This window comes from Mesorhizobium sp. M0077 (assembly GCF_040322955.1).
GTDB lineage: Bacteria > Pseudomonadota > Alphaproteobacteria > Rhizobiales > Rhizobiaceae > Mesorhizobium.
Map to the genome: position 1 here is coordinate 323,025 of NZ_JAMYUL010000003.1, position 12,299 is coordinate 335,323.

A 12,299-nucleotide genomic window follows, 5' to 3' on the forward strand; every position below is an offset into this window, starting at 1 on the left:
ACGGTCGGCACGAAATCGATTTTGGGTTGGCCCTGATAGAGGGAATACAATCGAGGTTCATTGCGAAGGCTTCCGACACGGACGTCGTTGGGCCCTTCAGTGCATCGCCACGATTGACCCCCATACAGCGAGCCCTTTCGTGATCGAAGCGACCGCGACGGCCGCCAATATGCGGGGTGCGGTGAAAGAGACCTTTGAGCTCGCCCACCTGTCCAAACAGGCGAAGGTCGGTGATTTGATTGATCTCGGCGAAAAAAAAGTTACAAGTCTTTGTTTCCAATGGCCAAACAGTTTGGCGTAGCTTTCAAGGCAAAGGACGAGGATTGGTTCGAGTTCGTCAAAGTAGACGGTATGGTAGACGACGATATTGAAGAAGAGGAATAGCCGGTCCGAACCCGATACTCCCACTCTTGACGCCCTGGGCTGCGAAGACAGTGAGTTGCAACCCTACGCCAAGCGAGCGACTTCTGGACGCTGGCGAGTGAGCTGGCGCAGTCTGAGTTGCCATTCGTTTGGTCTAAAGGGCTTTGGGCCTCTCCGCATCAAGGCAACACTTCTTGTATTTTTGCCCGCTGCCGCACGGGCACGGCTCGTTTCTACCGATTTTGCTCGGTCGTGCGACCAACTGAGAAATGGGAATGGGCGGTCGCCTCTGCCAAGTAGCCATGACAGCGTCCATTTTGGCATCTGGCTGCCAAGGCTCCTCCAACACTAGTGCACCGCGTATCCCACCGCTACCAGGACTAAGCAGAAGGCCATACCAAGCGTCGGCCTTTGTGTCGTATTTTCGCATCCTGCAGTGAACAGATAGGCGCTCGCGAGCAGCATATTCTGGAAAGTCATTGGAGTGGATGGTTATCCCTGAACCACTAGCTTCGGCGGGCACCGAGATATCGTGGTTCTTTCCGTCGCGTTCCGCGTCTGCCACGATTCGATCAATGCCTGCGCTAAGGAACGTCGCGGCTTTCGAACTGAGTTGCATGAGTAGCAAGCCCAGGCCGGTCAATTGGGGAGATGCTGCTTTCTCAATCTCGTCCAGCAGTCTGCCTATCGTCAGGCGATCAAATCGTGTCAGGATGCCGCTGGGCGTCCTTTTGCCCGGGATGCCGACTCGTCGAGCCAACATGGCGATATCGAGATCCGTCGTGAAATCGTCGCCCAAGTCGACCATATCGTATTGAGCGTCCAACCATAGATTGTGCTTCAGGTGGTAGCCAAGCGCAGTAAGCTCATGCGAAACCGTCAGCTTGTCGCCGAAACGCGCTCGCAATGCGAGATAGTTGAGGAAATGTAGTGGCGTATTCAGCATCTCCGCGAATACATCGATAGCGAACACGTCCGTAACTAACGGAAGTTGGATTATTTCGGTGACATTCGCCTTGAGAAACTGACGGGCTTGGAACGCGAGAGCTGGATAGTGATCCGACACGACGCAGATCGGGAACACGGTTCGGGGCTTGTGGTTTATCGCGATGTCAGCGCCAGCTGAGGAAACAAACCTAAAACCGTCATTCGTTAGCGCTTCGGCGCAGAGTAAGGCTTGGCCGTATGCGTCTTGAACTGCTTTCTTAAAATCATCCTTCAATTGAAGGTCATTACCCTTCCGTGCCTCAATGGTTAGTCGTTTTGACTTCGCCTGAACCACAATTGCGCGGTCGCCGTAGAGGACGAGGGCATCAGCCTCAGATAGACGGTTCTTGCCCTTATATATGTCGACATTCCGCAAGACGCGGTCGGTGCCGAAGACCGCTTCCAGCCGATTCGCAACGAAGCTCTCCGTAAATCTGCCACGATTAACAAGCGCCGTCGGCGAGTAGCTTTTGTCGGCAGCCATCCAGAAGAATGGGGTTTCGTAAACCGCTTCGAGTAAGCTGTAATCCTGAAGCAGGATATACGATCCGTGCGCCGTCTTGAGTATCGGCGTTGAGTTGGTGATATTAAATTCGTTGAGGGCGGTGAATGACGCGTTACCCTCATCCGGTCCGCAACTGAATGCCTCAAGGAATGACTCGACCCGCTCCATATCGTTTCCGGAAGCGCGTACCGCGTCTTGGGTAGTGAACGTGAAGGCGGGAAGCATAGTCCATTTGTCAGGCGGTTGCATTCTAAGTGACTTAAACCATTCGATCTGGCGCTCGGATTGCAACCTTCCGAGCGCTTCGGCGATTTGGCAGGCTTCATCGATATGAAATCCCTTGTTCGCCTCCAGCCAGTCATTGTCTGGACGGTATTTCAGACGCGCTAAGTCGCGGTATTGGAAGTTGTAGGCTGACTCACCCCCATAGAAGATGGGTTCGCGTAATGCAGCTGCGTTCGCGAACGGATCGCGTTCCAGCATCTTGCCAGATTCGAAGTCCCACCCTTCGAACCAGGGTTTCATCAGAGCTTGGTGAAGCTCGTCGAGCAGCGTCTCCGAACGCGCAACATAGTCCTGTATGAGCTCTGGCTCAGGTATCGATGGGTCAATTGGCTTCTGAAACATCAAGCCAATTAAGGTTGAAATCTCGGTCCTAAGAAGCCTGTCGCGAGAATGCTGATGATCAAAATCTTTCGCGACTACGTGGGGTCCACTGTATCGAATCAGATTATCGCGCCAACAGAAGTAAGCAACTGCATGGATGTAGCCGACCGACGTACAGAGCGTCTGAAGATCGGCGAACACCTGAGCTTCGGGTCGAGCGGATCTGGGGTCGGACTTTGGCATCCAGCAATATGAATCAAACAGGCACATACCGGAAGAGGTAAACAGCAGCGGTAGTCCTCTCCCCGCACACTCCAACCCCCCTTGCCATCCCCAAATTCTCATCCTAATCTCCGTCTGAGAAAACCTTTTCCCAAACTCGTTAGCGCCCGTCGATCTCCAACCTCGACAGCTCCGGCCCAATAAGAGAAAACCTTTTCTCAAACCGAGGACCGACACCCGACCAATGCCCTCCGACACCTCGCCACCGCCCGCCAAACAACCCGTCACCCTGCGCGAAGTCGCGGCGATGGCTGGTGTCAGTGTGGCCACGGCGTCGAAGGGGCTGAACGGGCAGGGGCGGATGACGGCCGAGACGCGGCAGCGCATTCGCGAGACGGCGCAGCGTCTGGGCTTTCGCCCCAACAGCCTGGCGCAGAGCCTGCTGCGGCGCCGCTCCTTTACCGTGGGCCTGTTGACCAACGATACCTATGGCCGCTTTTCGCTGCCGGTCATGTCGGGCATTTCCGATGCGCTGGTCGATGCCGGCGTCTCGGTGTTCCTGTGCAATGTCGAGGACGACCCGCGGCTGGCGCAGCTCCATGTCGAGGCGATGCTGGACAAGCGCATCGACGGCATCATCGCCAGCGGCAAGCGCATCGACCGCCACTTGCCGGTCGACCTCGCCAATCTCGGCGTGCCGGTGATCTACGCTTTCAGCCAGCCCGATCCCGATGCCGTCGCCTTCGTCTCCGACGATGCCGGCGGGGCGCGGCTGGCGGTCGAGCATTTTTGCCGGCTCGGGCGTCGGCGCATCGCCCATGTCAGCGGTCCCGCCAGTTTTGCCGTGGTGAATGAGCGGGCACAGGCTTTTCGCGATGTGCTGGCCGCCCACGGCCTGCCGGTCACCGAGCCCTTGCTCGGCTCGTGGTCGGAAGCCTGGGGGCATGAAGCCGTCGGAAAGCTGTTCGACGGCCCAACGCTCTTCAACAAGAAGGGAGCGAGACCCGACGCCGTGTTCTGCGGCAACGACCAGATCGCGCGCGGCGTCATCGATGCGCTGCGCGAGCGAGGCTTAGACGTGCCTGGCGATGTCGGCGTCGTCGGCTTCGACAATTGGGAGATCGTGGCCGAGGCGACCCGCCCGCCGCTGACCTCGGTCGACATGAACCTGGCAGCGCTCGGCCGCGAGGCCGGCCTCACACTGCTTTCGCTCGTCGGCGGCCAACCGGCCGCGCCGGGCATTCGAAAACTGCCGTGCCGGCTGGTGGTGCGTCAGTCTTGCGGCCGTCCGCCGGACGGCTAGGAGAACGCGCGGCGCGATCTGCGCCGCAACAGGGAGGAGAACAAAACCATGAGGAGGAAAACCATGAAGACCGTGATTACCGGGTTTGCGCTCGCCGCGAGCATCATTGCCTTGCCTGCAATGGCCGCCGACACCGCCAACATCTGGGTTCGCGCCGACGGCTCGAACTTCATGCCGCGCATCGTCGATGCCTTCAACAAGGGCCATGAGAACCAGGTCAAGCTGGACATCATTCCCAATGCCGAGATCATCCCGAAATATGGCGCCGCCGCCGCCGGCGGCACGGCGCCCGACGCGCTGTCGCTCGACCTGATCTACACGCCGTCCTTTGCTGCCGCCGGCCAGCTCGAAGACATCACCGACTGGGCGAAATCGCTGCCCTATTTCGCCAGCCTGTCGCCGGCGCATGTCAAGACCGGCACCTACAAGGACCACATTTACGGGCTGCCGTTCTCGGCCGACGCCTCGGTGCTGATCTGGAATAAGAAACTGTTCAAGCAGGCGGGGCTCGATCCCGACAAGGGGCCGGCCAACTGGGCCGAGATCGAGGCCGATGCCGAAAAGGTCAACGCGCTTGGCGGCGACATCAAGGGCTTCTACTTCTCCGGCAATTGCGGCGGCTGCAACATCTTCACCTTCACGCCGCTGATCTGGGCCTCGGGCGGCGACATCCTCTCCGAGGACGGCTCGAAGGCGACGCTCGACAGCCCGCAGCTGCGCGGCGCCATCGACCTCTACCGCTCGATGGTCAAGAAGGACCTGGTGCCGGCCGGCGCGCAGACCGACACCGGCGCCAATTTCTTTGCCGCCTTCGCCACCGGCAATATCGGCATTTCGCCGTCCGGCGCCTTCGCCATCGGCGCGCTCAACACGCAATATCCGGATATCGACTATGGCGTCACCTTCCTGCCGGGCAAGGACAGCGGCTGGTCTTCGTTTGCCGGCGGCGACAATTTCGTCGTCACCAAGGGCACCAAGAAGCTCGCCGTGGTGAAGGAGTTTCTCGACTTCGCCTATTCGCTCGAAGGCCAGACCATCCTGGCCAAATACGGCAGCCTGCCGGTGCGCGGCGACATCGCCAAGGAGGCGCTGAAGGATCTCGATCCGCGCTACCAGATCGCCGCCGAAGCCATGGCCAAGGGCCGCACGCCCTATTCCGTGGTGTTCAACGACCTGATCAACTCGGCCAACGGTCCGTGGACGCAGATGATCAACGAGGTCGTCTTCGGCGACGACGTCGATGGCGCCATCGCCAATGCACAGGAGACCATGCAGTCGATCATCGACCAGGCGCCGCAAAAGTAAGCGCCGCCCCTACCTCCCCCTCGAGGGGAGGTCGGACCGCAGGTCCGGGTGGGGTCGTTCCGGCAGTGCTCGACGTTCTTTTTCGTCGGCGCACTGCGCGGAGGACCCCACCCCCGGCCTGCGGCCGGACCCTCCCCTCGAGGGGGAGGGGGATCACCGCACCCGGAGCCCACGTATGACCGCCACCACCACCACCCCGCCACGCGCCAGAAAACTGGTCGGTGCCGGCCGCCGGCAGTGGATCGGCCTGCTCTATGTCGCGCCGGCGGTGGCGCTGGTCGTCGTATTCTTCATCATCCCGCTCGGCATGACGGCGTGGATGTCGCTGCACAACTGGCCGCTGATGGGCGAGCATTTTTACATCGGCTTCGACAATTACCGGGCGATCCTGCGCGACAACCGCTTCTGGAACGCGCTGAGCTTCACCGCCTACTACACCGTGATCGTCACCATCGTGATCTTCGCCGTCGCCTTTCCGCTGGCGCTGTTCATCGAAAAGCCCAGGCGGCTGACCGGCTTTTACCGGACATCCTTCTTCATGCCGGCGGTCGTCGGCTTCGCCTCGGCCAGCCTGCTGTGGTCGTGGCTGCTCAATGTCGATTCCGGCCTGTTCAGCCCGGCCGCCTACGATTTCGGCCTGACGGCGAAAAAGTTCAACCTCCTGGCGACGTTCCAGCCGGCCTTCTGGTCGATCATCGCCATGGTCGTCTGGAAGGTCGCGGGCTTCACCATGATCATCCTGATGACCGGCCTGCAGTCGATCCCGACCGATCTGCAGGAAGCGGCGATGATCGACGGGGCAGGGCCGTTCGCGCGCTTTCGCGCCATCACCCTGCCGCTGATGCGCCGCACGCTGGCGCTGGCGCTGATCCTGTCGATCGCCGGCTCGATCCTCGCCTTCGACCAGTTCTACATCATCCTGCGTGGCGGCCCGCGCAACCAGACGCTGACCGCCGTGTACTGGATTTTCAACCAGTCCTTCGTCTCGTTCAAGCTCGGCTATGGCGCAGCACTGTCGATGATCCTGCTGGCCATACTGGTGGCGCTCAGCCTGGTTCAGCTGTGGCTGCTGCGCAAGCCGGAGGGCATCGACTGATGGCGCAGGCAAGAAGCCGCAGCAGCCGCCTCTGGCTCAGGATCGCCGAGCATTCGACCGGCATGATCGCCTCAGTGCTGTTCATCGCGCCGATCGTCTGGGCCGTGCTGTCGACCTTCAAGCCGGCGCAGGAGGCGCGCCAGCCGCCGCTGCCGCCGTGGCCGACGACCGGCTTCTCGGTCGAGAACTATCGCACGCTCGACACCTTTGGCGACGGCCTCTGGCTGCCGGCGCAAAACAGCCTCTATGTCGCCTCGATGACGGTGATCCTGTCGGTCGTCGTCAGCGTGCTGGCCGGCTATGGCTTTTCGCGCTTCCGCTTTCCGATGAAGGATGTGCTCTTCATCGTCATCCTGTCGACGATCATGATCCCCTTCCAGTCCATCCTGACGCCGATCTTCCTGGTGCTGACCAAGGTCGGCCTGCACAACACGCTGACCGGGCTGGTCCTGGTCTACACCACGCTGCAATTGCCGTTCTCGATCTTCATGATGCGCAACGCCTTCGACGCGGTGCCGCGCGAGATCGAGGAGGCCGCGCGCATGGACGGCGCCAACAACGTCACCATGCTGCTCAAGGTGATGCTGCCGCTGGTCTGGCCGGGCATCGTCACCATCGCGCTGTTTGCCTTCCTCGGCGCCTGGAACGAATTCCTGGCCGCCCTGGTGCTGATGACCGACCAGTCCAAATTCACGCTGCCGATCATGATGACCGCACTTCAGTCGGGCCGCTTCGGCGCCATCGACTGGGGCGCCGTGCAGGCGGGCGTCACAGTGATGATGGTGCCGTGCCTGGTGCTCTTCCTGTTGCTGCAGCGCTTCTACATCCGCGGCCTGATGGCCGGCGCGGTGAAATGACCCGCCGTGAATGACCAATATCCAACGGAGTGACACGATGACCGTTCAACCATCCGCCAAGCCCGGCAAACTCGCCTTCCGCCCACTGCCGGTGCCGCAGGTCGATGTCCGCGGCTTCTGGGGCAACCGTGTCGATGCCGTGGCGTCGCGCACCGCCGACATCCTCTACGAGCGCTGCGTCGAGGCGCGCATGCTGGAGCAGATCGACCCGGACCGGCCCTCGCCGGGCGTCGTCATTCCGTTCCATTCGCCGTCGCCCGACGAGGCTGCCAGCCCCGGCTTCACCGGCTCGACGGTGACGACGCAGATGTTCTGGGACTCCGATTGGGGCAAGACCATCGAGACCGCGGCCTATTCGCTCTACCGGCGCAAGAACGCGGCGCTCGAGAAGAAGATCGATGCCGTCATCGACCTCTACGGCAGACTGCAGCAGGAAGACGGTTATCTCTCCAGCTGGTACCAGCGCATCCAGCCCGGCAAGCGCTGGACCAATCTGCGCGATTGCCACGAGCTCTATTGCGCCGGCCATCTGATCGAAGGCGCGGTCGCCTACTACCAGGCCACCGGCAAGCGCAAGCTGCTGGATATCATGTGCCGCTACGTCGACCATATCGCCGACACCTTCGGTCCGGAGCCGGGCAAGAAGAAGGGCTATTGCGGCCATGAGGAGATCGAGCTGGCGCTGGTCAAGCTGGCGCGGGCGACCGGCGAGCAGAAATACATGGACCTGGCCAGGTATTTCATCGACCAGCGCGGGCAACAGCCGCATTATTTCGACGAGGAGGCGCGTGCGCGCGGCGCCGACCCGAAGGCCTATCATTTCAAGACTTATGAGTACAACCAGTCGCACAAGCCGGTGCGCGAGCAGGACAAGGTCGTCGGCCATGCGGTCAGGGCGATGTACCTCTATTCCGGCATGGCCGACATCGCCACCGAATATGGCGACGATACGCTCAGGGTAGCGCTCGACCGGCTCTGGAACGATCTCACCACCAAGAACCTCTATGTCACCGGCGGCCTCGGGCCATCGGCGCACAATGAGGGCTTTACCAGCGACTACGACCTGCCCAACGAAACCGCCTATGCCGAGACCTGTGCCTCGGTCGGCCTCGTGTTCTGGGCCAGCCGCATGCTCGGCATGGGTCCCAACGCCCGCTACGCCGACATGATGGAGCGGGCACTCTACAACGGCTCGATCTCCGGCCTGTCGCTCGACGGCTCGCTGTTCTTCTACGAGAACCCGTTGGAGAGCCGGGGCAGGCACAATCGCTGGAAATGGCATCGCTGCCCCTGTTGCCCGCCCAATATCGGCCGCATGGTCGCCTCCATCGGCAGCTATTTCTACTCCCTGTCGGATGATGCGCTGGCCGTTCATCTCTACGGCGACAGCACCGCGCGCTTCGATATATCGAACCGGGCGGTCAGTCTGATTCAGACCAGCAATTATCCTTGGGATGGCGCGGTCTCGATCCGGATCGAAGCCGAAGCGCCGGTCGAGTTCACCTTGCACCTGCGCGTCCCCTCCTGGTGCGGCAAGGCGGCGCTCAAGATCAACGGCGCCGCGGTCGATCTGGACGGCATCACCAGCGACGGCTATGCCGCGATCCGGCGCGAGTGGCGCCAGGGCGACCGGGTCGAACTCGATCTCGAAATGTCGATCGCCCGTCTGTTCGCCAATCCGGAGGTGCGTCAGGACATCGGCCGCGTCGCACTTGCGCGCGGTCCGCTGATCTATTGCGTCGAGGAGACCGACAATCCCGGCCAGTTGCATCGGATCGCTCTGCCGCGAACGGCAAAAATCGAGGCGCATGCCGAGCCGAACCTGCTCGGCGGCATCGTCACGCTTTCGGCACTTGCCAGCAAGGAAGCCCAGGAAAACTGGGAAACCGGGCTCTATCGCACCGATCCGCCCGCGGTGAGCGAAACGAAAATCACCGCCGTCCCGTACTTTGCCTGGGACAACCGTGAACCCGGTGAGATGCTGGTATGGCTGCGGGACGGATGAGTTAGAGGCTGACAAACGCCGTCAGCGGCAAATGATCCGACGCAACCCGCGACAGCGGCGTGTCATGGGCTTCCACCGACGATACCATGCCGTGCCGGTTGGCCATGATCCGGTCGAGCGCCAGCACCGGCAGGCCTGAGGGGAAAGTCGGCACCGCCGCCGGCGTGAAACCAAAGGTGGCGTGCAGCGTCTTGAGCGCCGAGCGGTTGCCCAGCCGCCATTCGTTGAGGTCGCCGAGCAGCAAGGTCGGCCTTTCATCCTGGTTGCTCATGATGTCGAGCACGACGCGGGCCTGCTCCGAACGCGAGCGGCGCAACAGGCCGAGATGCGCGGCGATGACGCGCAGAGTGCGCGTTTCGTCGAGGTCGATCTCGGCAACCAGCGCGCCGCGGGGCTCCAGTCCCGGAAGCTTGATCTGATGGACGTCGCGCACGGTGCCGCGCTTGAACAAAAGCACATTGCCGCGCCAGCCATGGCCCTTGCCGCTTCCGGAAACCGGCACCGGCACAAGCCCTGTTTCGTGTTCGATCCGGGCAAGGTCGAGCAGCCCGGCGCGGTCGCCGAAGCGGTTGTCGGCCTCCTGCAGCGCGATGACGTCGGGGCCGATCTCGCGGATGACGCGGGCGGTCCGTTCGGGGTCGAACCTGCGGTCGGTGCCGATGCATTTGTGGACGTTGTAGGAGGCGACCACCATCTGGGCGCCTTCAATGTGCTTGCGCGGCGTCGCGTTCGCCTTGCGCGCTTTCCTGCCGCGGATCGACAGGAGCACTGTTTCAGGAAGGCTGCGTCCGTTTATGTCCATAGGCCTGCTATTCGATGTCCTGATTCTTTGTTCTATGCATATCGTTCTCTCACAACCGGGACCACTTCGAGGCGGTATGCATTAGAGATAGGGCGATCCCAGCCATAACAACCGGTCAAAAACCCGGATGAGAAATGGCCGCGCTTTCAAGGTTGCGAGTGTGACGGGTTTGGCGGAAGCGATTGCCGCTCCGATGCGCCCTTCGATCTCGGCGGCAAAGCCGGTATCCAGCACCTCCAGGTCGATTTCGAAATTCAGCCGCAGCGACCGGGCGTCGAGGTTGGAAGAGCCGACATAGGCCCACACGCCATCGACCGACAACAGCTTCGAATGGTCGAATGACCCTTCATGACGCCAGACGCGGCAATAGTGCTTCAGCACCTGGTCGTATTGCGCCGTCATGGCGCGGCCGACCAGGAAGAGATTGTTGACCGCGGGCACGACGATGTCGATCTCGACGCCGCGCCGGGCAGCCGTGACCAGCGCGCTGACAAATTCCCGGTCCGGCAGGAAATAGGGCGACATGATGCGGATCGATTTGCGGGCGACGGAAAATGCGCCCATCAGCAGCTTGTGGTTGGTTTCGATGCTGGCATCCGGCCCCGACGCCACCGCCCGCACCAGGATCGGCTGACCGGGAGGCGGCGAGGGCTTTGCCACGTGCCAGACCTCGTCCTTGAGCGCCTCGTTGCCGGCAAAACGCCAGTCCTCGGCGGCAACCGCGAACAGGTCGGCCACGACCGGCCCCGTGACCTGGAAATGCGTATCCGCCGAGCTGGCAGTGCCAGCGAATTCAGCCGAGAACCCCTTGCGGATGTTTATGCCTCCGGTGAATGCCACCGCGCCGTCGACGATCAGGATTTTCCTGTGCGTCCTCAAATTCGCATAGGGAAGTCTCAGGCCCATGACGATGTTGCCGTTGAACAGATCGACGGTGACGCCGGCTTCCCGGAGTGTCCCAAGGATGCTGGGCACGGAATAGCGCACGCCGACCGCATCGATCAGCACGCGAACCGTCACGCCGCGCCGGACCGCGCCGGCCAGCGATTCCACAAAACGTCGTCCGATCTCGTCATTGTCGAAGATGTAGGTCTCGAGCAGAATGCTGCGCTGTGCGCTGTCTATCGCCCGGCACATTGCTGCGTAAGCTTCGTCGCCGGTCCTGAGGATCGTGATCGCGTTTGCCGACGTCAGTGCGCGCCGCGCCACCCTGTCGCCTAGCGTCTTCAGGCCGGCAAAGCGCTGGCCGAATTCGGCTGAGATGAGTGTTTCGAGCGCAATGTCGTGGTCGTGTTTGGCTGTCTCGGCTTCACCGGCGACGGGCCGCATGGCGCTGATCGTGGCGCGGCGGATGCGGTTGATGCCGGCAATGGCATAGATGATCGCGCCAAGGAACGGCGACAAGATCATCACGCCGACCCAGCCGGTGGCGGCGCGCACGTCTTCCTTGGTCATGATTGCGTGGACGATGCCGATGGCGGCCATCAGCATCGGAATGATCACAAGGATCAGAGGCCAGTAGGTCACAAAGGTCTGCCACATCGGCAGGACTATCGAGCCAGCGACCGCAGAAGGCAATGCAACGGATCAACCAGGACGGAGGCGCTCGCGCCTCAGTCCTTCGCCCGCTCCACATAAGCGCCATCGGCCGTCATCACCACCACGCGGGTACCCGGCGCGATGTGCGGCGGCACCAGCGTGCGCACGCCGTTGGAAAGCACGGCCGGCTTGTATGACGAGGACGCCGTCTGGCCTTTGGTCGTCGGCTCCGTCTCGACCACTTCGAAAGTAGCGCGCTGCGGCAGCACCAGGGCTATGGCGATGCCGTTGAACTGCGAAATCTGCACCGCCATGCCTTCGAGCAGGTAGGGCGCCATGTCGCCGACCACGCTTTCCGGCACCGCGACCTGGTCGTAGCTTTCCGGGTTCATGAAGTGATACCCCTCGGCGTCGGCGTAGAGGAAGGTGTGCTCGCGCTCCTCGACATAGGCGCGCTCGACCTGCTCGGTGGTGCGGTAGCGCTCCGAAACCTTCACCCCGTCGGAGATGCGGCGCATGTCGAGCTGGGTGACCGGCGTACCCTTGCCAGGGTGGATGTTTTCGGCAAAGAGGATCACGTAAAGCTTGCCGTCCTTGTCGACGACATTGCCTTTACGGAGCGAACTGGCGATGACCTTCACCACGGTTTTCAATCCTAGACTTCGTTGGCCTGAAACGATCGTTCGGCGCAAATCGGCTGCGAGAGCCG

10 protein-coding genes are annotated in these 12,299 nt (G+C 61.7%); 6 read left to right on the top strand and 4 right to left on the bottom strand.

Translation table 11 applies throughout. The features are described 5' to 3' along the window. Nucleotides 1-139: 139 nt before the first annotated feature. Nucleotides 140-301, top strand: a complete 162-nt coding sequence (locus NKJ57_RS08845; RefSeq protein ID WP_352510792.1) for a hypothetical protein — start codon at nucleotides 140-142, stop codon at nucleotides 299-301. Nucleotides 302-517: 216 nt separating this feature from the next. Here NKJ57_RS08845 and NKJ57_RS08850 read toward each other — a convergent pair whose 3' ends face one another. Further along, entirely contained in the window at nucleotides 518-2,662 is a 2,145-nt protein-coding gene (locus NKJ57_RS08850) for a nuclease-related domain-containing protein (protein WP_352510791.1), read from the bottom strand. Between the two features lie 265 nt (nucleotides 2,663-2,927). Here NKJ57_RS08850 and NKJ57_RS08855 point away from each other — a divergent pair, with 265 nt between their 5' ends. The 5 genes from NKJ57_RS08855 to NKJ57_RS08875 all read left to right on the top strand — a co-directional run bounded on the left by NKJ57_RS08855 (nucleotide 2,928) and on the right by NKJ57_RS08875 (nucleotide 9,249). Next, nucleotides 2,928-3,986: a LacI family DNA-binding transcriptional regulator gene (locus NKJ57_RS08855; protein ID WP_352510790.1), complete on the top strand. Its 1,059-nt coding sequence runs from the start codon at nucleotides 2,928-2,930 to the stop codon at nucleotides 3,984-3,986. Between the two features lie 63 nt (nucleotides 3,987-4,049). Further along, complete coding sequence (locus NKJ57_RS08860; RefSeq protein WP_023821164.1) at nucleotides 4,050-5,291, top strand: ABC transporter substrate-binding protein; 1,242 nt, start codon at nucleotides 4,050-4,052, stop codon at nucleotides 5,289-5,291. A 175-nt stretch (nucleotides 5,292-5,466) separates the two neighbouring features. Next, nucleotides 5,467-6,387: a carbohydrate ABC transporter permease gene (locus NKJ57_RS08865; protein WP_352510789.1), complete on the top strand. Its 921-nt coding sequence runs from the start codon at nucleotides 5,467-5,469 to the stop codon at nucleotides 6,385-6,387. Continuing rightward, on the top strand, nucleotides 6,387-7,244 hold the full coding sequence (locus tag NKJ57_RS08870; protein WP_023682951.1) for a carbohydrate ABC transporter permease: 858 nt from the start codon (nucleotides 6,387-6,389) through the stop codon (nucleotides 7,242-7,244). Before NKJ57_RS08865 ends, NKJ57_RS08870 begins: the two co-directional genes overlap by 1 nt. Before the next feature lie 37 nt (nucleotides 7,245-7,281). Further along, nucleotides 7,282-9,249, top strand: a complete 1,968-nt coding sequence (locus NKJ57_RS08875; protein WP_352510788.1) for a glycoside hydrolase family 127 protein — start codon at nucleotides 7,282-7,284, stop codon at nucleotides 9,247-9,249. Nucleotide 9,250: 1 nt separating this feature from the next. Here NKJ57_RS08875 and NKJ57_RS08880 read toward each other — a convergent pair whose 3' ends face one another. From NKJ57_RS08880 to efp, 3 genes are all read right to left on the bottom strand, one after another. Continuing rightward, entirely contained in the window at nucleotides 9,251-10,051 is an 801-nt protein-coding gene (locus NKJ57_RS08880; protein WP_023671569.1) for an endonuclease/exonuclease/phosphatase family protein, read from the bottom strand. An 81-nt stretch (nucleotides 10,052-10,132) separates the two neighbouring features. Further along, the gene (locus NKJ57_RS08885) at nucleotides 10,133-11,593 is read right to left on the bottom strand and encodes a phospholipase D-like domain-containing protein (RefSeq protein ID WP_352510787.1); all 1,461 of its coding nucleotides are present in this window, start codon (nucleotides 11,591-11,593) and stop codon (nucleotides 10,133-10,135) included. Between the two features lie 71 nt (nucleotides 11,594-11,664). Continuing rightward, entirely contained in the window at nucleotides 11,665-12,234 is a 570-nt protein-coding gene (gene efp / locus NKJ57_RS08890; protein ID WP_023682947.1) for an elongation factor P, read from the bottom strand. Nucleotides 12,235-12,299: the final 65 nt, after the last annotated feature.

What these genes read in the sequence shown, in the direction of transcription:
- NKJ57_RS08855 (WP_352510790.1), top strand. Translation starts at nt 2,928, where the DNA reads ATGCCCTCCGACACCTCGCCACCGCCCGCCAAACAACCCGTCACCCTG.
- NKJ57_RS08860 (WP_023821164.1), top strand. Translation starts at nt 4,050, where the DNA reads ATGAAGACCGTGATTACCGGGTTTGCGCTCGCCGCGAGCATCATTGCC.
- NKJ57_RS08865 (WP_352510789.1), top strand. Translation starts at nt 5,467, where the DNA reads ATGACCGCCACCACCACCACCCCGCCACGCGCCAGAAAACTGGTCGGT.
- NKJ57_RS08870 (WP_023682951.1), top strand. Translation starts at nt 6,387, where the DNA reads ATGGCGCAGGCAAGAAGCCGCAGCAGCCGCCTCTGGCTCAGGATCGCC.
- NKJ57_RS08875 (WP_352510788.1), top strand. Translation starts at nt 7,282, where the DNA reads ATGACCGTTCAACCATCCGCCAAGCCCGGCAAACTCGCCTTCCGCCCA.
- NKJ57_RS08880 (WP_023671569.1), bottom strand. Translation starts at nt 10,051, where the DNA reads ATGGACATAAACGGACGCAGCCTTCCTGAAACAGTGCTCCTGTCGATC.
- NKJ57_RS08885 (WP_352510787.1), bottom strand. Translation starts at nt 11,593, where the DNA reads ATGTGGCAGACCTTTGTGACCTACTGGCCTCTGATCCTTGTGATCATT.